This window comes from Flavobacterium sp. CBA20B-1, assembly GCF_028473145.1.
Classification (GTDB): domain Bacteria; phylum Bacteroidota; class Bacteroidia; order Flavobacteriales; family Flavobacteriaceae; genus Flavobacterium.
Genome location: NZ_CP092370.1, coordinates 2,005,042 through 2,027,822, shown reverse-complemented (window position 1 = coordinate 2,027,822; position 22,781 = coordinate 2,005,042). Strand labels below are relative to the sequence as shown.

At 35.4% G+C, this 22,781-nt stretch carries 20 protein-coding genes and 1 pseudogene; 11 read left to right on the top strand and 10 right to left on the bottom strand.

From position 1 onward, the window contains the following. Positions 1-77: 77 nt before the first annotated feature. Positions 78-1,007: a DUF6427 family protein gene (locus MG290_RS09995; protein ID WP_264561166.1), complete on the top strand. Its 930-nt coding sequence runs from the start codon at positions 78-80 to the stop codon at positions 1,005-1,007. A 95-nt stretch (positions 1,008-1,102) separates the two neighbouring features. Here the strand turns inward: MG290_RS09995 and upp are convergent, their stop codons facing one another. Beyond that, positions 1,103-1,744, bottom strand: coding sequence for a uracil phosphoribosyltransferase (gene upp / locus MG290_RS09990; RefSeq protein WP_264561165.1), 642 nt, complete (start codon positions 1,742-1,744; stop codon positions 1,103-1,105). Positions 1,745-1,811: 67 nt separating this feature from the next. On the opposite strand from upp, the gene MG290_RS09985 reads away from it, so the two are divergent. From MG290_RS09985 to MG290_RS09970, 4 genes are read left to right on the top strand one after another with little or no spacing between them, the layout of a single operon-like run. Then, on the top strand, positions 1,812-2,417 hold the full coding sequence (locus MG290_RS09985) for a DUF4254 domain-containing protein (RefSeq protein WP_264561164.1): 606 nt from the start codon (positions 1,812-1,814) through the stop codon (positions 2,415-2,417). A gap of 45 nt (positions 2,418-2,462) precedes the next feature. After that, entirely contained in the window at positions 2,463-2,762 is a 300-nt protein-coding gene (locus MG290_RS09980) for a hypothetical protein (protein ID WP_264561163.1), read from the top strand. A gap of 1 nt (position 2,763) precedes the next feature. Beyond that, entirely contained in the window at positions 2,764-3,795 is a 1,032-nt protein-coding gene (locus MG290_RS09975; protein WP_264561162.1) for a glycosyltransferase family 9 protein, read from the top strand. Continuing rightward, positions 3,792-4,850, top strand: a complete 1,059-nt coding sequence (locus MG290_RS09970; protein WP_264561161.1) for a M20 family metallo-hydrolase — start codon at positions 3,792-3,794, stop codon at positions 4,848-4,850. Before MG290_RS09975 ends, MG290_RS09970 begins: the two co-directional genes overlap by 4 nt. 2 nt (positions 4,851-4,852) lie before the next feature. Here MG290_RS09970 and MG290_RS09965 read toward each other — a convergent pair whose 3' ends face one another. Next, positions 4,853-6,430 carry a hypothetical protein gene (locus MG290_RS09965; protein ID WP_264561160.1) on the bottom strand — a complete coding sequence of 526 codons (1,578 nt, stop codon included), beginning with the start codon at positions 6,428-6,430 and terminating at the stop codon, positions 4,853-4,855. A gap of 99 nt (positions 6,431-6,529) precedes the next feature. Here MG290_RS09965 and MG290_RS09960 point away from each other — a divergent pair, with 99 nt between their 5' ends. The 4 genes and pseudogenes from MG290_RS09960 (at position 6,530) to MG290_RS09945 (ending at position 10,898) form a co-directional block, all read left to right on the top strand. Then, positions 6,530-7,291: an enoyl-CoA hydratase/isomerase family protein gene (locus tag MG290_RS09960; protein WP_264561159.1), complete on the top strand. Its 762-nt coding sequence runs from the start codon at positions 6,530-6,532 to the stop codon at positions 7,289-7,291. Between the two features lie 88 nt (positions 7,292-7,379). After that, positions 7,380-8,891 (top strand): annotated as a pseudogene (locus MG290_RS09955) (IS1182 family transposase); the annotation flags it as partial. 733 nt (positions 8,892-9,624) lie between these two features. Further along, on the top strand, positions 9,625-10,077 hold the full coding sequence (locus MG290_RS09950; protein ID WP_264561158.1) for a 6-pyruvoyl trahydropterin synthase family protein: 453 nt from the start codon (positions 9,625-9,627) through the stop codon (positions 10,075-10,077). 2 nt (positions 10,078-10,079) lie between these two features. Further along, complete coding sequence (locus tag MG290_RS09945; protein ID WP_264561157.1) at positions 10,080-10,898, top strand: UDP-2,3-diacylglucosamine diphosphatase; 819 nt, start codon at positions 10,080-10,082, stop codon at positions 10,896-10,898. Here the strand turns inward: MG290_RS09945 and MG290_RS09940 are convergent. Both MG290_RS09940 and MG290_RS09935 read right to left on the bottom strand, forming a co-directional pair. Continuing rightward, a complete protein-coding gene (locus MG290_RS09940; RefSeq protein WP_264561156.1) occupies positions 10,798-12,174 on the bottom strand; it encodes an HTTM domain-containing protein in 1,377 nt (458 codons plus the stop codon). The two genes, MG290_RS09945 and MG290_RS09940, sit on opposite strands and share 101 nt — an antisense overlap. Positions 12,175-12,176: 2 nt before the next feature. Then, complete coding sequence (locus MG290_RS09935) at positions 12,177-13,148, bottom strand: bifunctional riboflavin kinase/FAD synthetase (RefSeq protein WP_319800341.1); 972 nt, start codon at positions 13,146-13,148, stop codon at positions 12,177-12,179. A gap of 90 nt (positions 13,149-13,238) precedes the next feature. On the opposite strand from MG290_RS09935, the gene MG290_RS09930 reads away from it, so the two are divergent. Next, positions 13,239-15,536, top strand: a complete 2,298-nt coding sequence (locus MG290_RS09930; RefSeq protein ID WP_264561155.1) for a zinc-dependent metalloprotease — start codon at positions 13,239-13,241, stop codon at positions 15,534-15,536. A gap of 117 nt (positions 15,537-15,653) precedes the next feature. On the opposite strand, the gene MG290_RS09925 is transcribed toward MG290_RS09930, so the two are convergent. Next, positions 15,654-16,208: a hypothetical protein gene (locus tag MG290_RS09925; RefSeq protein WP_264561154.1), complete on the bottom strand. Its 555-nt coding sequence runs from the start codon at positions 16,206-16,208 to the stop codon at positions 15,654-15,656. Between the two features lie 415 nt (positions 16,209-16,623). On the opposite strand from MG290_RS09925, the gene lepA reads away from it, so the two are divergent. After that, positions 16,624-18,420, top strand: coding sequence for a translation elongation factor 4 (gene lepA, locus MG290_RS09920; protein ID WP_264561153.1), 1,797 nt, complete (start codon positions 16,624-16,626; stop codon positions 18,418-18,420). A gap of 136 nt (positions 18,421-18,556) precedes the next feature. Here the strand turns inward: lepA and MG290_RS09915 are convergent, their stop codons facing one another. From MG290_RS09915 to MG290_RS09895, 5 genes are all read right to left on the bottom strand, one after another. Continuing rightward, positions 18,557-18,862, bottom strand: coding sequence for a hypothetical protein (locus MG290_RS09915; protein ID WP_264561152.1), 306 nt, complete (start codon positions 18,860-18,862; stop codon positions 18,557-18,559). A gap of 89 nt (positions 18,863-18,951) precedes the next feature. After that, complete coding sequence (locus tag MG290_RS09910) at positions 18,952-19,866, bottom strand: hypothetical protein (RefSeq protein WP_264561151.1); 915 nt, start codon at positions 19,864-19,866, stop codon at positions 18,952-18,954. A 5-nt stretch (positions 19,867-19,871) separates the two neighbouring features. After that, complete coding sequence (locus MG290_RS09905; RefSeq protein ID WP_264561150.1) at positions 19,872-20,756, bottom strand: hypothetical protein; 885 nt, start codon at positions 20,754-20,756, stop codon at positions 19,872-19,874. Between the two features lie 48 nt (positions 20,757-20,804). Beyond that, entirely contained in the window at positions 20,805-22,142 is a 1,338-nt protein-coding gene (locus tag MG290_RS09900; RefSeq protein WP_264561149.1) for an ankyrin repeat domain-containing protein, read from the bottom strand. Between the two features lie 247 nt (positions 22,143-22,389). Then, positions 22,390-22,746, bottom strand: coding sequence for a four helix bundle protein (locus MG290_RS09895; RefSeq protein ID WP_264561148.1), 357 nt, complete (start codon positions 22,744-22,746; stop codon positions 22,390-22,392). Positions 22,747-22,781 lie beyond the last annotated feature (35 nt).

Here is a 22,781-nt window from a genome sequence, read left to right as displayed (position 1 = left end):
CAGTTTAATTCTAACTTTGCAACAAAAGTAAAAAAAATTATCAACAACTTATTTACAAAAATTAAATAATATCGTTAATGCTTGCAAATCTTTTTTCAAAAAGTAAACCAATTGGTTATGTAGTAATAGGTTTTATGCTTTTAGCTACTTATTTTCTACATTTAATAAGCGATTTGAAATGGTTGCAATCGCCCACAGCTATTATAGAAAAAAGCTTTTTGTTTGTAGCAGTAGTGCTTTCGGTTTTGTTGATTCAATTCATCACTTTAAAAAACTATTTAGCGGTAAACAATTTATATTCGTTGTTTTTATATGCTTGCTTTTTAATACTTTTTCCCACCTTTTATGATGATTCCCAGTTAATCATTGCCAATTTATTGGTGTTGTTGGCCTTGCGCAGAATTATTTCTTTGCAAACATTAAATGAACCCAAATTAAAAATTTTTGATGCCAGCTTGTGGATTTTTATGGCAACTTTGTTTGAATCGTGGACTATTCTTTATTTCTTGATGATTTATCTAACCATTATTTGGTATGTGGGGCAAGATTACCGCCATTGGATCATTCCGTTTATTGCATTGCTCACTGTTACGATTCTTTTTTATATCTATAGTTTGTTTTACGATATCAATCTAGTAGCATTTTGGACTGATAAATATGATATGAGTATCGATTTTAGCTATTTTGAAAATATTTATCAAAACATTGCATTGGCTTTTTTGGCAACTGTATCTGTATTGTTCACATTCTATCAGGTTACTAATTTAAAAACCATAGCAACTAACCAAATCACTCTTTACAAAAACATTGTGTTTTGCTTTGTCATCGGAGCTGCTATTTATGTGATATCGCCCGAAAAATCAAACGGTTTATTGGTGTTTACCTTTTTTCCATTATCAATTATCGGTGGAAACTTTGTGGCAAGTACAAAGGTTTATTGGGTGAAAGAAGCGGTTTTGGCTACAATTTTATGTGTAAGTTTATTGTTGTTTTTATTGAAATTATAATTATATTTGTAGACCCTAAATTCAAAATTCTAAACGTGTTTTAGAATTTTAATGTTTTCTGATAACCCATGCACCCGGCATGGGTTATTTTTTATTTATAACTTTTCACCGTAAGCCAAATCGCCTGCATCGCCAATTCCGGGGATAATATATTTGTTTTCATTTAAACAATCGTCTAAACTTGCCACCCACAAATGAATCTTTTCAGGCAGATACTTTTTTAAATATTCGATGCCTTCCGGTGCGGCAATAACTATACAGATATGAATTTCTTTTGGTTGTTCTTTTTTCATTAATTGGTTTATCACTGCAACCATCGAATGCCCCGTTGCCAACATGGGATCCAACAAAAGCAAACATTTTCCATCAAACGAAGGTGCTGCCTGATATTCTACCAAAATTTCTTCGGCTCCGTGAGTGCGTGCTGCCGATACAAATCCGTTTTCGGCTTCATCAAAAAAACTCATAAAACCGGTGTGCAAAGCCAATCCGGCACGAAGTATCGAACACAAAACCACCTCATCTTTAATCAGCATGGTATCTTTTGTGCCAAGTGGTGTTTTAATCGAAGCTTCTTTATACAACAATTTCTTGCTTAATTCATAAGCCATAATCTCGCCTATTCGTTCCATGTTTTTACGAAAACGCATGGAATCTATCTGTACATGAACATCGCGCAATTGTGCCAAAAAATGATTTAAAATACTGTTCTGCTCTGATATATAGTGAATATGCATAAGTTTACTAATGAATTTTGTTGTTGTAAAAGTATTAAAACTATATTTGTAAATAAAAATTATAACAATGTTTGCAGAATTAGCTTTTCCTGTTTTTGAAAAAAGTATCGAAGATTACCATAAGTTCGACGATGTTAACCAACCAATAGCAAACCCATACGAAAAAGGTTCTATTGAACATTTGCTGTATGCGAAAAACTGGGTTGATACCGTGCAATGGCATTATGAAGACATTATTCGCGATCCGCAGATTGATCCGGTGGCTGCTTTGGTTTTAAAACGTAAAATCGATGCATCGAACCAAGTGCGAACCGATATGGTGGAATATATCGACAGCTATTTTTTGGATAAATACAAAAACGTTCCCGTAAAACCAAACGCAAAAATCAATACCGAAAGTCCGGCTTGGGCAATGGATCGTTTGTCTATTTTGGCATTGAAAATTTACCACATGGAAGAGGAAGCTACGCGCTCAGACGCATCAGAAGAGCATCGTGCAAAATGTCAAGCAAAATTGGATGTGCTTTTAGAACAAAAACAAGATATGTTTACATCGATCAGCCAATTGATTGAAGATATTGAAAACGGCGACAAATTCATGAAAGTGTACAAACAAATGAAAATGTATAACGACGAAGAATTGAATCCGGTATTGTATCAAAATAAAAAATAAGTACTTTTGAAAGACTTTCTTAAAAACAGAAAGTCTTTTTTTACTATGAACAAACTTTTAAAAATAGCGCAGGTATTTATTTTCTCCATTTTGATACTTTTAATTGGCGTATTCATTTGGCAATTTTTCGATGCTTATGCGCAATTGCTTTTTATTCCGTTGGGCATTTTAAGTGTTTATTACCTTTTAATATATCTTTTTGCAAAATTGTTGCAGCAAAATCAATCAAAAATATGGTTTTATATAGGTATTTTCTTTATGATTATTCCGCTGTTGGCTTTTTCAATGGCTTACAAACCTGTTTTAGAATTTTCGTATAATATTTTGCAGACTTTAGGCAATTAAAATGAAGCATATTTTAGTCATACGATTATCGGCAATGGGCGATGTTGCCATGACAGTTCCTGTAATTCGGGCGTTGGTTCAGCAGCATGCAAATGTGAAAGTCACCGTGGTTTCTCGACCTTTTTTCAAACCTTTTTTTGATGATATGGATCGGGTTGCTTTTTTTGGAGTTGATCTGGAAAACCGTCACAAAGGATTTTTTGGAATTTACCGATTATTTAAAGTGCTGAAACAACTAAAAATTGATATGGTTGCCGATTTTCATAATGTATTGCGCTCAAAAATTCTTCGGACCTTTTTTGCATTACCCAGAACAAAAACAGCTTTTACCGATAAAGGCAGAAAAGAGAAAAAAGAATTAACCCGATTAGAAAAAAAAGTATTAAAACCTGTAAAACCAATGGTTGACCGTCATGTTGATACTTTGGCACAATTAGGTTTTAAGGTTAATCTATCTAAAATTTCTTTCCCAGAAAAAACGGTTTTGTCTGATGAAATTCTAAAAGTAACTACCGAAAAATTAAACAACAAATGGATTGGGATTGCCCCTTTTGCTCAATATCAAACAAAAGTGTATCCAACTGAATTAATGCAAAAGGTTATTTTAAATCTTGCCGAAAATCCAAATCACAAAATATTCTTGTTTGGTGGAAAAAATGAATTAAATGCGTTAAAAAACCTGCAACAAAATCTAGAAAACGTTATAATAATTGCCAATAAACTCACTTTTAAACAAGAATTGCAGTTTATTCCGCATTTAGATGTAATGCTTTCAATGGATTCGGGCAACGCACATATTGCTGCAATGTACGGCATAAAAGTGGTTACGTTGTGGGGAAACACGCATCCTTTTGCAGGTTTTGTACCGTTTAACCAGCCGTTAGCAAACAGTTTGATTCCCAATTTAGAAAACTATCCGTTTTTGCCTACATCGGTTTACGGAAACAAAATAGTAGCTGGTTATGAAGATGTAATGCAAAGCATAGCACCTGAAGAAGTTGTTGCAAAAATTAGCACGAATTTATACGAATGAAAAATTTAAAAGAAAAAAGCATTGGGCTGCTGATTGATTTAATAAAAACACCATCGTTCAGTAAAGAAGAAGATAAAACGGCCGAAATTATTGACACATTCATAAAGAATTTTGGCGTGGAAACACACCGCGAACTGAACAATGTTTGGGCTTTTAACAAATATTACGATCCGCTTAAACCTACTATTTTATTAAACTCGCACCACGATACCGTTCGCCCGAATATCGATTATACCCGTGATCCTTTTTTAGCAGAAATAATCGATGGAAAATTGTATGGATTGGGATCAAATGATGCCGGCGGATGCTTGGTTTCGTTGATTGCTACCTTTCTGCATTATTACGAAAAGCCGAATTTAAAATACAATTTAGTGATTGCTGCCACTGCCGAAGAAGAAATTTTAGGCAGACACGGTTTGGAATTTGTAGTACCAAAATTAGGCGCATTAGATTTTGCAATAGTTGGCGAACCCACGCAGATGCATTTGGCGGTTGCTGAAAAAGGTTTGATGGTTTTGGAATGCACTTCACTTGGAAAATCGGGACACGCAGCACGCAACGAAGGCGAAAATGCTATTTACAATGCTATTGAAGATATATTATGGTTTAATACTTTTGAGTTTCCTAAACAGTCTGAAATGTTCGGACCGATAAAAATGTCGGTCACCATGATAAATGCGGGAACACAGCACAATGTAGTGCCATCGAGCTGCGATTTTGTGGTTGATGTTCGCATTACCGATGCTTACACCAATGAAGAGGTTTTAGATATTATTAAAGCACATACCAAATGCGAAATTAAACCCCGATCTACTCGTTTGCGTCCGTCGTTTATTTCGTTAGATCACCCAATTGTAAAAGCCGGAAAACATTTAGGCAGAACAACGTACGGTTCACCAACTACAAGCGATCAGGCAGTTTTAAAAATTCCGTCGTTGAAATTAGGACCGGGAAATTCGGCTCGTTCACACACCGCAGATGAATTTGTGTATGTTCACGAAATTGAAGAAGGTGTAGAATTGTATATTAAAATTTTGGATCAGTTGGTGGGGTGATATTACTTCAAAACATACCGCACATTTAGTTTGGTATTGGTATCCAAAACACCTTCTAACGGTTGGTATTTTAAAACACCTTCTTTGGTTAGTTCTATAATTTTTACTTTATCTTTTTCAAACCACGTAATTTGATATTCCAAATCTGTAGGTTTTATTTCTAAAGCATTGTTGTTTTCACCGGCACTACTAACCATTGGCGCGCCATAAAACTGATTGTAGTAATCGTATAAATCAAAAGTTAGCGGCTCATTTGCTGTTGCTTGCAATGGCATTAATACATTTGGTGCCACAAACATTTGTGTTTTAGACAATTGCTCTTTTCGCAATACTTCTTGATTGGATTGGTTCAATTGTTTTTGAATCCATTCTTTATATGTTCCTTCAAACCCTTTTTCTTTTGCGTGTTCGTATGCTTTTTCGCCATCGGTTCCTATTACTGATTCTACCCATTCAGTAAATGTTCCATAAAAACCGTGTTTTAAGGCCATTTCGTAAGGCGAGCTTCCTTTCGATGTTTTCAATGACTGAATCCATTCGGTTACAATTGCTGTGGTTTTATCGCGTTTGGCAATTTCCACATCCACTTCTCGTCCCCAAAGCATTTTCATCCACTCTTCTTCTGTGCCTTTATATCCTTTGTCAACCGCTTGTTGGTATGCCGTTTTTCCTCCTTTGGCATCGATCATTTCAACCCATTCGGTTACCGTTCCGTCAAAACCTTCGTTAACGGCAATTTCGTAATCGTTGCTTGGATTTGGGATAATCAATGTGTTTTTTGCTGCAATTTTCACAGGAACTTCTTCTGTTATCTGCTCTTCAACTTTTGGTTTTTCTGCTACTATTTCAGGCTGATTATCAACAACCGTATTTTGTGTTGGATCAAAAGGTATTTCTTCACGTTTTACTACTTCAACCACATCCATCACATCTAACAAAACCGATTGTGGGTTTTCGCTGGTAATCAAAACCTGTTCGTTGGTATTTAGCTTTGTTAATTCTGTTGTAACAGTTGTTTCTTCTTTTGTAGAAACTAAAGTATTACCTTCTTTTTCAATTACAGTTTGAGCCTCTTTTTTTGGTACTTCCACCACATCGATCACATCTAAAACAACTGGTTTTTTTTCTGCAACAACCTCCGCAGGTTTTGTGTAGGTAATTAAATCTTGTTTTTGAATGGTTTGCGAAAGTGTTACAAAATCAGACGGTGAAACAATGTAACTATCAAGTGCTTCAATCGGAAAAAGGTAAACCACATCGTTTACGTCTTTTATTTTTAAAGGATTTTTGTTATCTTTCGATATGGTAAAAAGTGTTTTAAAATCTTGATAAGGTATAAAAAGATCCTTACTGTTTAAAATTTCGTACCATTGATCATCTACCCACATAAAAAAACCTTCTTTCACAAAGTGTTCTTTTGGGTGAACTAAAATGTTGTATCCAAAATCATTGGCATCAGCAACTGCTTTTTTCTGTACATCTTCAATCTGCAAATAAGGCGCTGCATAATAAACCGTATTTGTTTGTTGTGCCGATACCGCAAAAGAAAAACTAAATAAGGTTATGAAATATTTAAACATGTTTGTGCTTTTAAAACGGTGCAAATGTACATATTTATCAAAAATAAATCACAAATTGCCAACATGGTTTATCTTTGTATTATCAAACTAAATTTTTAAATGGAAACAACATCATACGTTACAACTACTTTTAAGGATACTATTGCTTTTGTAGAATTTTTTCATCCGGCAAGTAATTCATTCCCAAGTTCGCAACTGGCAGAATTAACAAATGCCATTAATGCTTTAAATACGAATAACGAAGTTCGAGTTATTGTGTTGAAAAGTGCGGGCGAAAAAGCTTTTTGCGCAGGTGCTTCGTTTGATGAATTGTTGCAGGTAAGCAATTTAGAGCAAGGCGGACAGTTTTTCAGCGGATTTGCCAATGTTATAAATGCCATGAGAAAATCGAACAAAATAATTATTGGTCGTATTCAAGGGAAAACTGTGGGTGGTGGCGTTGGTTTGGCAGCAGCCTGCGATTATACGTTTGCTACCAAAAATGCTTCGATTAAATTATCAGAACTGGCAATTGGTATTGGTCCGTTTGTGATTGAACCTGCCGTGAGCCGCAAAATTGGAAAACCTGCTTTAGCCGAAATGACGTTAGACGCCGAAAATTGGAAAACTGCTAATTGGGCTTTTGACAATAAATTATTCACAGAATTGTTTGACGATGCCGCACAAATGGATAAAGCCTTGGAACAATTCACCACCCGTTTAAGCAGTTACAATCCGGAAGCTTTATATGAAATGAAAAAAGTTTTATGGGAAGGCACCGAAAATTGGTATACACTTTTAAAAGAACGCGCTGCGATTTCGGGCAAATTGGTTTTGTCTGATTTTACTGTGAATGCATTGAATGCTTTTAAGGGGAAATAAAAAGAAGCTGTCCGAAAAGTCGGACAGCTTTTTTTTGTTGTATTTTTTCTCCAAAATAATTATCTTAGAGTTGCACAAAAAACCAACAATGGCTAAGGTAGTTTTTAAAAATCAAACAGGCAATAGTCCTGAACTTTTTCCGATTAATATTTTTGATAAAATCCCTAATAATCACCCTGTTCGATTAATCGAAGAGGTCGTTAACTCGTTGGATATTAGCAATATAATTAAGTTGTACAAAGGAGGTGGTACCTCTGCATATCATCCAAGAATGATGATTAAAGTGTTGTTTTACAGCTATTTGTCAAACGTTTATTCTTGCCGGAAAATAGCTAAAGCACTCACCGAAAACATCTATTTCATGTACATTTCGGGCAACTCTACGCCTGATTTCCGAACCATTAACGACTTTCGAGGGAAAATATTAAAAAATCATATTCAACAACTATTTGCCGAAGTAGTGAAAATGCTGGTTGAAATGGGCTATGTAAGTCTTGATATTCAGTACATTGATGGAACAAAAATCGAAGCCAAATCGAATCGTTATACTTTTGTTTGGAGAGGTTCGATTGAAAAATACAAGGAAAAATTAGAAGTTAAAATCAACACGATTCTTTCAGATATCGAAAGTGCTATTCAGTCTGATAATCAAGAAATTAACAAAGAAGAATTACCTAAAAGCATCAATTCGGAAGAACTTCGGGAGAAGCTATCGATCTTGAATAAAAAGCTGAAAGAACCCACTAAAAAACAGGCAAAAGAGCTACAAAAACTTCAGGATGAGCATCTTCCAAAATTAGAAAAATACGAAAAAGACCTAGAAACTTTAGGCAATAGGAATTCTTACAGCAAAACCGACCCCGACGCTACTTTTATGCGGATGAAGGAAGATCACATGAAAAACGGACAGCTTAAACCGGCTTATAATACGCAGATTTCAACTGAAAATCAGTTTATTACCCACGTGTCCATCCATCAAAAACCGGGGGATACCACGACTTTGGAATCGCATCTTGATGGTTTTGAAAATCTCTATGGAAAACAAAGCAAAGAAGTGGTTGCCGATGCAGGTTATGGGAGCGAAGAAAATTATGAAATGCTTGAAAATAAAAGCATTAAAGCCTACGTGAAGTACAATTATTTTCACAAAGAAACGAAACGGACGATGAAAAATAATCCGTTTTTGGTTCAGAATTTATTCTACAACAAAGAACAAGATTTTTACGTTTGTCCGATGGGTCAACGAATGGAAAATGTTGGCAAAGGAAAACGAATTTCGAGCAACGGACACGAATCGCAAGTGTCTTATTATCAGGCAAAAAACTGTAATAATTGTCCGCTTCGAGAGGAATGTTTCAATGCAAAAGGTAATCGCAGAATAGAAGTCAATCACCGTTTGAATGAGCTTAAAGAAAGAGCGAGAAATTTATTAACGAGCGAGAAAGGGCTGGAACATCGCAGTAAACGCCCTATAGAAGTAGAGGCTGTTTTTGGGCAACTCAAGTACAATAATGATTTTAATAGATTTACATTCAAAGGCTTAGAGAAAGTAGAATTAGAATTTCTACTGATGGCTCTTGGACATAATTTTAGAAAAATGGTGGCTGTAGCAGTTGCGGGAAGAAAAACGGTATTCAAACGCCGTATTTTTGGTTCTAAACTTGTCATTTTTGTCGAATTTAGATGCTATCAGCGGTCTTTATTTCAAAAAAAGCAAGAAATTAACTTTAGTGATGATGTTGAAAAGTTAGTAGTATAACAAAGAGGCTATCCTTTTTGGACAGCCTCTTATTCAATTAATTAATAACAAAATTCTTATGACAAAATTTTATTATACCAAATGTAGATATATTTCTTAATTTTCAAAAAAAAGCCTGCAAAAAAAAGCAGGCTTTAACTTATTAATTTTAAATTTATAAATTTATGAAAAAAATTATACTGTAAATATAGTATGATTTCTTTAATTTCCAAAAAAAGTCTGCAAAAAAAATTCACAGACTTTTAATTATTAACTTTTAAAAAACATAATTGAGAAAAAAACTCCATTATTTTATCCAAATATAAAACATTTTTTTTTAGAATAAAAAATGTTTCGAAAAATTCACCACCTGTTTAAGTGGTTACAATCTAGAAGCTTTGTAGGAAGTGAAGAATCTTCCATTTGAGGTTCATACTTCTTCGGAATGATAGGTTTCGCCAAGTTGCACTCGATTCAGTTTCTCATAATGCATACTTCAATTAATTCTGTGATAATCTGTGCATCTGTGGTTTTTAGCCAAGCTGTATCAGCTATTAAATTTTAAATCACTAATTTTGCTAAAAATTTTCGCATCATGAGTTTTATCAGAATCACCAAACAATTTACTTTTGAAACCGGTCATGCACTTTATGGTTACGACGGGAAATGCAGAAATGTTCACGGACACAGCTACAAACTGTCGGTTACCGTTATTGGGCAACCTATTACCGATAAAAATCATGTGAAATACGGAATGGTGATCGATTTTACTGATTTAAAAACCATTGTTAAAGAAGAAGTGGTAGATCAGTTTGATCATGCAACGGTTTTTAATCAAAACACGCCGCATGTTGAATTGGCTAAAGAATTGGAACAACGCGGTCATCATGTGATTTTGGTTGATTACCAGCCCACTAGCGAAAATTTAGTAATTGATTTTGCCGAACGTATCAAAAACCGTTTGCCCGAAAATATTAAGTTGTTCTCTTTGCGTTTACAAGAAACCGAAAGTTCGTATGCCGAATGGTTTGCTTCTGACAATTCGTAAACATGATTACACTCGAAATTCCTAAAGATAAAAAAGTTTATTTTACGTCTGATCATCATTTCGGAGCGCCTACTCGTGAAAAAAGTCTTCCGCGCGAAGCCTTGTTTTTAAAGTGGTTAAATGCTATCGAGAAAGATGCAGGTGCATTGTTTATCGTGGGCGATTTGTTCGATTTTTGGTTTGAATATAAAAAGGTAGTTCCCAAAGGATTTGTACGTATTTTAGGAAAATTGGCACAGATGCGCGACAGCGGTTTGCCTATTTATTTTTTTGTAGGAAATCATGATTTATGGATGGAGGATTATTTTGAGGAAGAATTGGATATTCCTGTTTTTCATGAACCTAAAGTGTTTAAAATATTCAACAAAACCCTTTTTATTGGTCATGGCGATGGTTTGGGTCCGGGTGATAAAGGTTACAAACGCATGAAAAAAGTGTTTACCAACCGGTTTTCAAAATGGTTGTTTCGTTGGTTGCATCCTGATATTGGTGTGCGTTTGGCGGAATATCTATCGGTGAAAAACAAACTGATTTCAGGCGATGACGATGCTAAATATTTAGGCGAAGATAACGAATGGCTCATTTTATACGCCAACAAAAAGGTGAACGAACAATTTGCTGATTACTTTGTTTTTGGTCACCGCCATTTACCCATGACACTTCCCTTGAAAAACAATGCAAATGCCTTATACATCAATTTAGGCGATTGGATTCAGTACTTTACTTTTGGTGTTTTAACCGCTTCAGGTTTTGAACTGCGTGCCTTTTCGAAGGAGGATCTTTCGAAAGTTTTCGTTCCAAAATCCAGTCATGATGTTTAAAATGGCTCCATTTTACGGTTGTTAAATCAACAGTAGGATCAATCAATCGGCTACTTGGGTGCATATTGATACTTACATTGCTTCGTTCGGCATACACGGCCACATCTTTTCCTTGTTCTTTAAAATGCTCTTTAATTTTCTGTGCCATTTGCCAGATCACATCGGGTGCATTTAAACGCGAACGCTGTTTTTGGTTCAATAATTCTGTGTTGCTAAATGCTAAGCGTTCATTGGTATTTTTATCGATCACTTTAAAGTATGTTTCTCCTGTTCGCGATCTTAACATCATGCGCCAGCTTAATCGATGTGCTTCTTCGGTCCACAATACATCGTCTTTAAAAAACCAGTGTCGAATGGGCAATAAAATCTGAATGATTAAATACGGAACAAAAAAGTATTTAAAAATAGTACTGTAATTCGCAGTTGTTTCTTCGTTGTAGTCTTCTTTTGGTCTTTTTCTAAAAAAGAAATTCCGAATTTGATGAGGTGGAAAAAAGAACACACAAAAGCTCAATGCAAAGTACGGAAACACGCCAATTTGCAAGGTAATTGAATTAAATATATGAAAAATTAACGAAGCAATAATTGCAAACCAACGGGTACGTTTCCACAACAGCGCCGGAACAATTAATCCGTCAAAAGCAATTCCCATATAGGCGATAAAAAGCTGAAATTCGGTTTTTTTGAATAAAATTTGCACGATTTCGGGCACATTGTTCATTCCAGAAAACATATTGCGCGTTACCGTTCCATCTAACCAATCTGGGTAAAACTTAGCAATGGTGGCATAGAAATACACACAACTTACTTGGATGATAAAAACCAATCGAACCCATTGCGGCATGTAGTTCTTTTTTATCGACGGATTTTGTTTCGCATCGATAGAAGCATTGGCGTTTGCAGGTAAAAAACACATGATCAGTCCAATAAGCCACATTAAATAGTAATGGTTGTTGTACGATGTCTTTTGTCCGAAATAAGACAAACTCCATAAAACCGTTAACGCAATAACAGAAAATCGGTATTTATAGCCCAACATCACTCCTACTGAGGCCACTGCCATTAAACCAAAAACTACATACATGGTTTCGTTTTGAAGATACAGCAGCCATTCAAACCCTATGAAGGTAAAATTGGTAGTAGTATCAACAAAATTTCGATCAACCCATTTTAATGCTAATGCACCAACCGCTTCGGCAAGAAAAATGATTCCGAAAAAAATCCGGAAAACTACCAGCGATGAGTTATCTATTTTTTGAAATGCTTTTTTCCACATAATTATTCCATTGTTGAAAGGAAGTTTCTAGAAAAAATCTCGTCACTTTTTAATGCTTCTATCAATACATCCACCGAAGAAAAATGGATTTCTTCTCGAATTTTAGTTAAAAAACGTACGGTTATTTCCTCTTCATAAATCATATCATTAAAATCAAAAATATACACTTCTACCGTTTTTTCGGTTCCTCCAACCGTTGGGTTTGTGCCTATGCTCAACATTCCGTAATACTCTTTGCCTTTAACCGTAACGCCCACCACATAAACGCCAATTGCAGGAATGAGTTTGTAATCTTCAGCAATGTGTATATTAGCGGTGGGATATCCAATGGTTCTTCCCAACTGTTTGCCCGAAACCACTTTGCCCGAAAGCATATACGGATAGCCCAAATAGTTTTTTGCCAAAGCAACATCGCCCACTTTTAGTGCATTGCGAATTTTAGTGGAACTTATAGAAACATCGTTTAATTCTTCGGCAGAAATTTGTTCCACATCAAAATGGTATTTTTTTCCAAATTCTATTAAATCGTGAATATTGGCAGAACGGTTTTTTCCAAAACGGTGGTCGTATCCAATTATGATCTTCCCGATATTAAACTGATCTACCAAAATGGTTTTTACAAATTCTTCGGCAGATAAATTGGCAAAATCTTGGGTAAATTCTTGTACCACCAAATAATCAATTCCAAAATGATCAATCAGTTTGATGCGTTCCTCAATGGTATTCAACAACGATATTTGATGATCTGTTTTTAAAACCATTCGCGGATGTGGAAAAAATGTAAGCACCAAAGTTTGGTAACCATTTGCTTTTTTTTGCAATTTTAATTTGTTCAAAATAGCCTGATGCCCAATGTGCATACCATCAAAAGTACCAAGCGTTACAATGGTTTTTTGGGAAGATTTAAAAGATTGTGCCGAATGAAAAACATTCATTTTATCGAATTTTTCTTCAAAGTTATTAATAAAATACATAAAGTAGCGAATTATGGTTCTTAATGTAGGTTAATAATTTTGAAAATTGAACAGCCTCGAATATGTTTGCTACAGATAAAGTTATTACTTTTGAAAAGATTATATTTCTACCGCATGAAATTTTACAACAAAATGATTTGTTTCGTGGTGCTTTTATGTACCGCAAACCTATTTGCCCAGTTTAATGCATTTTCGAATGCTTCAGAGCGCAAATTTTCGGAAAAAGAAAAATTTGTGAGAAAACACATTCCACATACTTTTGAAATTTATCAAGTGGATGTAAAAAATTTGTTGGAACGCGTGAAAGATGCGCCATCCTTGTCTAATGAACCTTCTCCTTTAGTATTGGCATTTCCCGACGGCAATGGGAATTTTTCTAATTATTGGGTTTACGACAATCCAGCAATGGAATCAGAATTGGCATCAACCGTGAAAAACATTCGAAGTTTAAAAGCAGTTGATATAAAAAACCCCGGAAATAGTATCAGTATTAGTATTTCGGACATATTTGGATTACATGGTATGGGAATGAAAACCGATGGATCTGTTTTTTATATTGATAATTATACCAACGATTTAAACAACGTTATTGCTTATCAAAGAAACAACTTAGAATTACCAAAAAGCAATTTTTCATGCTTGGTGACCGGAGATCATTTTGATGATGCCATTACTTCGTTAGAAAATCCTATTCAATCTTTCAGCTTAGATAACAAACGAAGAACCTACCGATTGGCTTTGGCATGCACGATAGAATATGCTGCTTTTCACATTAACAATGCTCCTTCTGGCACACCTAACACAACGGTAGATCAAAAGAAAAACATCGTGTTGGCAGCCATGAATGTTACATTAACCCGTTTAAATCAAATTTTTGAGAGAGAGCTTAACGTTCACCTAAATCTTATTGCTAACAATAAAGATATTATTTTTATCACATCTGATAATTTCACAAATAATGATGCCGATTTTTTAATTGATGAAAGCCAAACGGTTATAGATAATGTAATTGGTTCATCAAATTACGATATAGGACACACTTTTAGTACAGGTCAAGGTGGATTGGCAGCACTAGGTTCGGTTTGTAGTTCATGGAGCAAAGCATCCGGAATCACAGGATCTTCCGCACCAGTGGGCGATGCCTATGATGTAGATTATGTTGCCCATGAAATGGGACATCAATTTGGTGCAAACCATACCTTTAATAATTCTTGCCAATTTAACAGAAACAACTCTACAGCCGTAGAAACAGGGAGCGGAAGCACCATTATGTCGTATGCAGGTATTTGCCCACCCGACATGCAAAGCAACGTTGATGCTTATTATCATTATGTAAGTATTCGCGAAATGCAAACTTTTTTACTTTCTGCTACTTGTGCGCAACAAATCACTGTTGCAAATGTAGCGCCGGTTGTAACGGCATTAACCCCCAAAACCATTCCTTATGGAACACCTTTTATATTGAGTGTAACAGCTACCGATGCCGACGGCGATGCTTTAAGCTATGCGTTTGAACAAGTTAACACACAAATAGCTTCTCAACCACCTGTTGCAACCACTACCACCGGTCCCGCATTTAGGTCTGTAGCGCCTACTGCGAATAATTACCGTTCGTTTCCTAATTTAGAAACTGTTTTAGCTGGTACTACCAATTCAAACGGTGTGGTAAGCAATACATGGGAACGTTTATCAATGGTAGCAAGAACATACAATTTCGTGGCAACCGTTCGCGATAACAATGCAAACGGTGCACGAGTGGTTTACACCCAACCTGCAACAATCACGGTTGCCAATACCGGACCATTTGTAATAACAGCACCAAACAACAACCCAAACACTACCGAACCTGTATGGTTTATGGGTTCTACCAAAACAATTACTTGGAATGTGGCAGGTACCACTGCAAATAATATAAATACAGCTAATGTAAACATTTTAGTGTCAACAGATGCAGGATTAACGTTTACACCTATTGCTTCCAACGTACCAAATAACGGGTCTGCAACAGTTACGATACCAACCAATTTAACCAGCACGTATGAGGCGCGTATAAAAATTGAAGCAGTTGGAAACATTTTCTATACTGTTTCTAAAAAGTTCACTTTGTGGGATCCAAATTTAAGCACTGAAGAATTGGCTTTAAACGATTTAAAAATCTATCCTAATCCTACTACAAGTGTTTTAAATGTTGGCTTTTCTACGAAAGATACCGGAACCGTTACATTTAATATTTTTGATTTAAACGGAAGATTCATTAAAACGGTTTCTCACCAAAATTCTAGTCTAATTGACCAGCAGATAAATGTTGCTGATTTAACCACAGGCACATACATTTTGGTTATTAAAACGGATAAACACACTACTACACATAAATTCATTAAGAAGTAGCTATAATATCATTTGAATTAGAAAAGGCTTGGTTTTTAATATCCAAGCCTTTTCTAATTTATCTCATCTGAAAGGTAATTTCACCATTCTATTTTTTTTCCTACTATTATGCTTCTTTTAAAGAATCGAATTCAAATAATTTTGAACCAAAATTAGATCATCAGAATTAAAATCGATGTTTTTTTGTTTAATAAATTTTTTGATTTCTTTGGCATGAGCAGGAAACATTTTTTCTATGTCTTTACTCTTCTGATCAGCAGTTATAGTATTTTCATGTTCTATAAAATACAAAGGTTTTTGCAATTTATATTCTGGTAATTTTTGTTCTTGATAACTATTTAAAGCTTCTTGATAAGCAATATAGGTTACAATTTCTTGTTTAAATAATTTTAAAGCACTGCTAGAATTGCCTACAGCCAGCAAATAGGTTGGTTTTTGTTCTTTTTTTTCTACAATATTCTTCAAAACATATTTTCTACCATCTTTAAACTGTATTTCTTTATTTTTTTCCTTTGCTATAATAATTGTTTCTATTGCAGATTTTTTATATTCAAAATAGCCGGTATAATTATTATATCTTAAATCAAAAAATTGAGAGCCATTGTTAACAGTTGCTTCACTGAACGATTCGTTTACATATTCAGAGCCTGTAGTTTTGATTTTTTCAGGCATAGACATATTCAATAGATTCGATGGCAAACCAGATGCGTCTTGAAAGGAATAATCCGTTTCGGCGAATACATTTTACTCTACTGCTTGCGAGTTTGCATTTTCTGTAAGTGAAAACAGCAATATCATAAAAAAAGTTGCTTTAAATTTCATAACAAGGTTAATTTATTGATTAGTAATGAAATAAACATACGCTTTTTTATTAATTTTTCATATTAAAAATTGTTTTATTAAAAAATGAAACCGTAAAAATGTACCAAAAAAATAAACTATATTTGCACATTATAGCCTTTGGAAGCTGCGTGAGGGATAGAAGCGGAAAGCCCGCAAGAATGAGGACTTGAAGCATATAGCCCGACGAAGGAGGAACGACGAACGGCACGCCCAAAGAAAAATTATTTTTAGACATTTTACACCAATGAAAAATATTAGAAACTTTTGTATTATCGCCCATATTGACCACGGTAAAAGTACCTTGGCAGACCGCTTGTTAGGTGCCACTCAAACCGTGACGGCTCGTGAAGAAAAAGCGCAATTGCTTGATAATATGGACCTTGAAAGAGAACGTGGAATTACCATTAAAAGTCATGCCATTCAAATGGAATATAAATACAAAGGCGAGGATTATATCTTGAATTTGATTGATACTCCGGGACACGTAGATTTTTCATACGAGGTTTCTCGATCAATTGCTGCCTGCGAAGGTGCATTGTTGATTGTTGATGCAGCGCAAAGTATTCAGGCACAGACTATTTCAAATCTTTATTTGGCATTAGAGAACGATTTAGAGATTATTCCTGTGTTGAATAAAGTTGATTTACCATCTGCAAACCCTGAAGAAGTAAGTGATGATATTATTGATTTATTGGGTTGTAAATTAGAAGATATTATTCATGCATCGGGTAAAACTGGTTTTGGTGTCGAAAATATTTTGGCAGCTATTATCGAGAAAATTCCGGCGCCAAAAGGAAATCCAGATGAACCTTTACAAGCGTTGATTTTTGATTCACATTACAATCCGTTCCGTGGAATTGAAGTTATTTTCCGTGTTTTGAATGGAGAAATTAAAAAGAATCAAAAAATCAAATTCATGGCTACGGGCAATGAATATTATGCCGATGAAGTGGGTACGTTGAAATTAAACCAAGTGCCTAAACAAAAAATTTCTGCGGGCGATGTTGGTTATTTGATTTCGGGAATTAAAGAAGCAAAAGAAGTAAAAGTAGGAGACACCATTACTGATGCGGTAAATCCTACCAAAAATATGATTACTGGTTTTGAAGACGTGAAACCGATGGTTTTTGCTGGAATTTATCCTGTTGATACAGAAGATTACGAAGATTTGCGTGCTTCGATGGAAAAATTGCAATTAAATGATGCTTCGTTGGTTTTTCAGGCAGAAAGTTCGGCGGCTTTAGGTTTTGGGTTCCGTTGTGGATTCTTGGGAATGTTGCACATGGAAATTATCCAGGAACGTTTAGAACGTGAGTTCAACATGACGGTGATTACAACCGTTCCCAATGTTTCGTATTTTGCATACACCAAAAAAGAACCTGATACACCGTTTGTAGTAAATAACCCCTCTGATTTACCAGAACCATCGAAACTAGACCGAGTTGAAGAGCCTTTTATTAAAGCCACAATCATCACCAAATCTGATTTTGTGGGACAAGTAATGAGTTTGTGTATTGAAAAACGCGGATTAATAACCAACCAAACCTATTTAACTGAAAGTCGTGTTGAATTGAATTTTGATATGCCTTTGGCAGAAATTGTATTTGATTTTTACGATCGATTAAAAACGGTTTCAAAAGGATATGCTTCGTTTGATTACCATCCAATTGGTATGCGCTCTTCTAAATTAGTGCGTTTGGATGTATTGTTGAATGCACAAAATGTGGATGCGCTTTCAGCCTTAATTCACGAAGACAATGCGTATCATATCGGGAAAAAAATGTGCGAAAAGTTACGCGAATTAATCCCTCGTCAACAGTTCGACATTCCTATTCAGGCTGCAATCGGTGCAAAAATTATTGCACGTGAAACCATTAAAGCGTTGCGAAAAGACGTTACCGCAAAATGTTATGGTGGTGATATTTCTCGTAAGCGAAAATTGTTAGAAAAACAAAAAGCAGGTAAAAAACGTATGCGCCAAGTGGGTAACGTAGAAATACCGCAATCGGCATTTATGGCTGTTTTAAAATTGAATGATTAATTAGTTTTCAGTTTATAGTTGATAGCTTTTAGATAATAGAAAGACACTTCATTATTGGAGTGTTTTTTTATTTTTAAGATAAATTTCTCTAATCGATGAATGCTAATTTATTGAAAAGGTTTATAATACTCCGAATTCACAACTTACACGGCAACTGTTCTTCCTTTATTTTCTGCCAGAAATAGCGACTTGTTTCATCATCATACGTTTTAAAATAGGCAAACAATGGTGGAATGGTGTATTTATTTAAATCAGCTAAAGAATCATATTTTTTAGCCATCGTTTTAATCCGAAGTTTGTCTTTTTTTAAATCGCTAATGAATTGGTCAAAATCTTCTTCAGACCAATTTTGTGGCCGGTGCTTGGTATAGGAATCAATGGCAATATCAAATACTTTACTAACCCGCTTTACTTCTTCTTTGTATGCTTGTGTTGTATCCAAATTTATGATTTATCTAATTGATGATTTGTGATTTTTGAATGATGATTTATTCCGCATTCCACAATCATAAATCCACACTCTGCCTTCTTTTAATCTTCCGAAAGAAAATAGCCGAACAAGAGCTGTTTGTTATTCAGAAATACAATGCCTAAATCGAAGGTCACCCAATCAAATAAACAAACGCCAGAATACCCCTTTCTGTCAAACGGACTGCGGTCATAATTTGTATAAGCATACGTGTTATCTGGTGAAAAATCGACTAATAAATTCTCTACGTGCTTCTGGGCTTCTTGCTCGGACATTAAACGGGAACTGGTGTATGCTAAATCAAATTGCAAGGCATTAGAAAACAATGTTTTTGCATCGTTAAAGTCAACGTTATACCATTTGTTATGTAGCAAGTTGATGGCATCGTCAGGCACATCATCGTTATTTGGTAAATATCTGGATTCGTTTAAGCACGCGAAATCTAAAGCGGTGAAGCGTTGGTTTTCTGTTGAAATTTCGAGCTGTGAAGTGTCTAAATAAAACAGTTTTAACCAGGGTTCTCCGTTTTCATTAGCTATGTTGTAAACTTGTTGATCTTGCTGAATAATGCTCTGTGCAATATGCGTAAATGCTGCATATTTGTTATGATTGGCATTATAATCATCTTGCAGAAACCAAAGTATTCTCACCATATCGATACTTTGGTTGGCAAACCGATCGCCAAGCAAAGTCATGCTTTGGTTACTTTGTTGGCTGAACCATTGTATAAATTCTTTTTCATTCCAACTTTGTAAATCTGTTCTCGGATAACCATCATAATAAAGTGCGAGAATGTAGCGATTGTTTTCATAACGGAGGCCTTGCCCACAATAATCGCGATGAAAATTATAAAACTCTTTCGTTTTTAGTTTATTAGCAACGGCCAATGCCAGTGCTGGACCAAATGTTTGAGGTGATCGTGTATGATAGTGCTCTTGTTCTTTTTTACTGAGCGATTGTATGGAAATCTCGTTCATCTGTATTAGCAAACTGCCATCCAAATTGGGCTTTGTTGAACAAATTCTAGAAAACTGAATTGTTTGGGTTGTGGTCCTTTTTCTTTTAGATAAAATGATGCCTCAGAGGCATTCCAGCCCAAAAGAATCCACTGATGTTGGACTTGAGTTTGTAGTGCATAGCGTTCACTAAACAGATGTAAAGTGGCTTGCAGCTGTTGGAGAGAAGTAAAGGCTTTTGTTTCGTCGCCAACATAACTTTGAATGACCTGTAGATGCTTCTCTGGGATGGAGGAAAAGCTTCCCTCTTCTATACAGGAAAGGCTGTAAGCGTCATTTAACTCGCGCGCTAAGTATTGTATTTGTTGAAGTTGGTCTGTGTTTTCTAGTCGATCTTCTTCAGAATAATTAAAGGTGAAAACAGACTCGCTATCGGTCTGAATGCCCAATGGAATTGCTTTGGCAAACACCTTTGTATCTGTACCATTTTGTGGAATTTCTACACGTAAATGAAAGCTTGCTTTGGAGGTAGAATCCGTAAATTGAGGAGAGAAAAATCCATCCTGTATAAAATCGAATGGAAACAAATCGTTCATATTCTTTGTAGCGGTGAACTGCTCATTCCAACTGCAGTTCCAGGTTTGCGTGCTTAAAAACACATAGGTTTCTTGGTCAGTTTTGTAGGCGCCAACTGTCGATTCACAGGAGCAGCCGCAGGTTGGATAACTACCCGAAATTTTTAAATAACCATTCTCTGCGTCATCAATAAGCACGTCATAGTCAGCTTCACCTTCTTCATTGATTAAAAGACTATTACAAGCACGTACATTATCCCAGAGTTGGTCGCTCAAGTTTTGTGCGAATAGATTACTCATAAACAGAGTGCTAAAAAGGAAAAAGATTGTCTTCATTTCTGGTTTTTATCTGATTAATTTCAATTTAAAGTTTAACACTTACGACTAAAGTAACTTTCTTTTCGCACTTTTATATTCCTCTTCATCGATTAAGCCATCGTCAAATAAGGCTTTGAGTTCTTTTAATTTAGTACGGACGTCTTTTGCTTCAGCTGTGTGATCTGTAACTTTATTATTTGCCAACGGATTCTGTTTTGGCATGGCATCGTTATTCGAATCTTCGCCTAAAAGCAGTGCTGCAATTTCGTTAAAACCTCTGTGACTTGCATAATCCAAGGCTTTTTGTTCTCTTGCATTGGTGAGGTTTACATCTGCACCATTCGCAATTAATAGGGCTACAATATCCTTCTTTCCTCTAGCTGCGGCATAGTGTAAGGCTGTGTTTTCCGATTCGTCTTGAATATTAACATCGGCGCCATTGTTTAGGAGTAAATCAACCATATACAAATGCCCATTTTTTGTTGCTAAATGCAGCAAACTCTCACCTCCTGCGGTGTAACTGCTACTTAAATTGTACAAACTATCTGAAGATAAATTTTGTGCTGTTTCTACAAAATCTAGGTAGCTGCCTAGTGTTACAGCGCCTTGCGATGGTGTCTGGAAATTGACATCCACTCCTTTTTCAATAAATAGCTTCACCAACTGCTTCTGGTTATAAGCGCAGGCATAAAAAATAGGCGAAATCCCTTCCTGATTGGTTTGAAACACATCTGCTCCATATTCAAGAAATAGCTTAATCAGCATAATATTATTCGCGGCACAAGCCTTAAATAATGGCGTGTTTCCAGCTTCATCGCTTTCATCTACAGCTAATCCATTTTCAAGCAATAATTTAATGATTGGCAGGTTGGCTTTTTGCATCGCTAAATGCAGTAAATTGTTTCCTTTTTTCGTGTTGACAGAAAGGTCGGCATCGTGTGCAATCAGTAATTCCACCACAGGTTTTTTATTATAAATTACAGACAGCATCAGCGGTGTTTGCCCCTCATTATTTACACGTTCTATAGCGAAATCTTGCTGCAACAAGTAGTCACAAATCGGTTTTTGTCCATTTCTCGCAGCGATATGTAAAAGCGTGTTCCCTTGGTAGTCTGTAATTTCAGTATTTGCTCCGTGTTTAATCAGTAATTCAATAATCCGCAATTGATTTTGAAGTGTAGCGAAAAACAAGGGCGTTTCTCCATTTTGGTCTTCATAATCAACATCTGCACCTTTACTGATAAGATGTTCACAAATTTCTACATACCCACGATGCGCTGCGTAGTGCAAGGCTGTTCGCCCCTTTTCGTCGGTGTAGTTTACGTCGGTGACTTCCTGCTCTAGAAGAAGTTCTGCTATTTTTCGTTTGCCATTTTCACAGGCTTTAATAAATGATATGCTCACTTTTTATGATTTATGATTTATGATTGCGGATTTATGATTCATCTGATTGATGATTTTTGATTGCTGAATTATGATTTGTTGCTCTTTTTGAATTTATGATTTTTGATTGCTCACTTTTTATGATTTATGATTTATGATTGCGGATTTATGATTCATCTGATTGATGATTTTTGATTGCTCACTTTTTGATTTTAATACGAAATCTGAATTCATCATTCCGCATTCCGCAATAATCAATCCGCAATTCTTAATTGTTAAGTCGTTTTTTTACCGTTTTAACAGAGGAAACGAAAATTGAAATTAATTCATTTCCCTCTTTCATTAACTGTTCAATTTCTTCTGCAGGAATTAATGCCAAATCAAGAATCAACTCTAACCAAAATATAGTTTCGTCAGCTTCCTCAATAACGGTTTCCATTTTCGAAATAAAATCCTTATCGCTTTTAGCTCTACAAACTGCGCGATAATTTGCAGCTACCGATGTTCCTGAACGCACAATCTGATTGGTAATTGTCCACCCAATTTGCTTATTAGGTAGACCATCAGTCATTCTCACAATTTGAATTGCAAATGATTTTGTTCTCCTTTTAAGTGCTTCTTTCATCTTATTAATTTATAATTTATTCCTCAATCCGCATT

Coding starts and splice junctions, on each gene's coding strand:
- MG290_RS09995 (WP_264561166.1), top strand. CDS start 78: ATGCTTGCAAATCTTTTTTCAAAAAGTAAACCAATTGGTTATGTAGTA.
- upp (WP_264561165.1), bottom strand. CDS start 1,744: ATGCATATTCACTATATATCAGAGCAGAACAGTATTTTAAATCATTTT.
- MG290_RS09985 (WP_264561164.1), top strand. CDS start 1,812: ATGTTTGCAGAATTAGCTTTTCCTGTTTTTGAAAAAAGTATCGAAGAT.
- MG290_RS09980 (WP_264561163.1), top strand. CDS start 2,463: ATGAACAAACTTTTAAAAATAGCGCAGGTATTTATTTTCTCCATTTTG.
- MG290_RS09975 (WP_264561162.1), top strand. CDS start 2,764: ATGAAGCATATTTTAGTCATACGATTATCGGCAATGGGCGATGTTGCC.
- MG290_RS09970 (WP_264561161.1), top strand. CDS start 3,792: ATGAAAAATTTAAAAGAAAAAAGCATTGGGCTGCTGATTGATTTAATA.
- MG290_RS09965 (WP_264561160.1), bottom strand. CDS start 6,430: ATGTTTAAATATTTCATAACCTTATTTAGTTTTTCTTTTGCGGTATCG.
- MG290_RS09960 (WP_264561159.1), top strand. CDS start 6,530: ATGGAAACAACATCATACGTTACAACTACTTTTAAGGATACTATTGCT.
- MG290_RS09950 (WP_264561158.1), top strand. CDS start 9,625: ATGAGTTTTATCAGAATCACCAAACAATTTACTTTTGAAACCGGTCAT.
- MG290_RS09945 (WP_264561157.1), top strand. CDS start 10,080: ATGATTACACTCGAAATTCCTAAAGATAAAAAAGTTTATTTTACGTCT.
- MG290_RS09940 (WP_264561156.1), bottom strand. CDS start 12,174: ATGTGGAAAAAAGCATTTCAAAAAATAGATAACTCATCGCTGGTAGTT.
- MG290_RS09935 (WP_319800341.1), bottom strand. CDS start 13,148: ATGTATTTTATTAATAACTTTGAAGAAAAATTCGATAAAATGAATGTT.
- MG290_RS09925 (WP_264561154.1), bottom strand. CDS start 16,208: ATGCCTGAAAAAATCAAAACTACAGGCTCTGAATATGTAAACGAATCG.
- lepA (WP_264561153.1), top strand. CDS start 16,624: ATGAAAAATATTAGAAACTTTTGTATTATCGCCCATATTGACCACGGT.
- MG290_RS09910 (WP_264561151.1), bottom strand. CDS start 19,866: ATGAACGAGATTTCCATACAATCGCTCAGTAAAAAAGAACAAGAGCAC.
- MG290_RS09905 (WP_264561150.1), bottom strand. CDS start 20,756: ATGAAGACAATCTTTTTCCTTTTTAGCACTCTGTTTATGAGTAATCTA.
- MG290_RS09895 (WP_264561148.1), bottom strand. CDS start 22,746: ATGAAAGAAGCACTTAAAAGGAGAACAAAATCATTTGCAATTCAAATT.